The 1,531-nt window shown below is 29.0% G+C and carries 1 protein-coding gene; it reads left to right on the top strand.

The genetic code is table 11. The features are described from left to right. The first annotated feature begins 153 nt into the window (after positions 1-153). On the top strand, positions 154-1,356 hold the full coding sequence (locus tag TCEL_RS11395) for an ISL3 family transposase (protein WP_242823466.1): 1,203 nt from the start codon (positions 154-156) through the stop codon (positions 1,354-1,356). Positions 1,357-1,531: the final 175 nt, after the last annotated feature.

The raw sequence follows: 1,531 nt of genomic DNA, 5'->3' as shown, positions 1-1,531 counted from the left end.
CAAAAGAAATTTAAAAATAAATGCTGGGGCTTCCCAGCATTTATTTTTATAGGTTCTATAATAAATGTTGGGGCGTAGCCCCAGCATATTTTTTTACAAAAAAAAATATGCACCTGTTTAGATGCCTGATATAATAAATTACACACACACAATTTGAAAGGAGGCATCCAACAAGTGCACAATAATAATTTTATCAAAAACCTACTCGGTTTTAAAGATGTTATTGTAACAAAAATACTTAATACAGATAATTGCTTTGAGATTTATTTAGAAATGAAGAAGAAACCTCATACTTGCCCTTGTTGTAACTCTCAAACTCGTAGAGTTCATGATTATAGAATACAACGTGTTAAACACATTCCTCTATTCTTAAAACCTACTGTTCTCGTTATTAAAAAGCGTAGATATCGTTGTAATATTTGTGGTAAAAGATTTTATGAGCATATTGAATTCTTGCCACGTTATTATAGAATCACTAATCTTTTATCTATGTACGTTATAACAGAGCTTACTAATACTTATAGTATGTCAAGTTTAGCTAAAAGAGTTAATTTGTCTGTTGATACTATAAAGCGCATTTTTAATAATGTCTCCTATCCTTCTGCTACTACTTTACCTGAAATTATAGCTATTGACGAATTTAAAGGTAATTCTGGAGGTTCTAAATATCACTGTTGTATCGTTGACCCTGTTAATAGAAAAATTATCGATGTTATTAAAGATAGACATTTACACGTCCTATCGGACTACTTTAAAAAAATTAAAAACCGCGATAGCGTCCAATATTTTATTTGTGATATGTGGCAACCTTATATTGATTTAGCTAAAACTTATTTTAAAAATGCCATTATTGTAATTGATAAATTCCATTATATTAGACATGCTATGTGGGCTGTAGAAGCAGTTAGAAAGCGTATACAAAAAGAACTATCTACTAAGTTGAGAAAATATTTTAAAAAGAGTAAAGAGCTTATTCTTAAAAGATTTGAATTGCTTAATAATGAATCAAAAGCTGCTTTACATGTTATGCTTTCTTATAATAGCGATTTAGCTATTGCTCATGCATTAAAAGAAAAGTTATTAAAAATTACTGAAACTGCATCTTCTTCTAAGGAAGCTCGTACTTTATTAAAGGAATGGATAAAACTTGCTCAAAATAGTGGTCTTAAAGAATTCAAAAAATGTGCTGATACTTATATTAGATATTTCGATGGAATAGTTAATTCTTTTGATATTCCTTACACAAATGCTTGTATAGAAGGATTTAATAACAAGATTAAAGTTATTAAAAGAAATGCCTTCGGCTTTAAAAATTTTGATAGGTTTAGAAATAGAATACTTCATTGTTGTAACTAAATTTTATAAAATATTATATTTAAAAGAACCCAACTACCGTTGGTCTTTTTGTCATGCAAACTTTTAGGCAAACTCCCTCAAAACCAATTTATCTTTCTAAAATTCCTCTCAAATAAGAAAGGACAGGCATTCTAAATGAATACCCGCCCCAACTATTGACAAAGAGCCTAAAAAT

The sequence above is a fragment of the Thermobrachium celere DSM 8682 genome (assembly GCF_000430995.1).
Classification (GTDB): Bacteria; Bacillota; Clostridia; order Clostridiales; family Caloramatoraceae; genus Thermobrachium; species Thermobrachium celere.
Note: the sequence above shows the minus strand (reverse complement) of the source record. Positions and strands in the feature narration are given on the sequence as shown.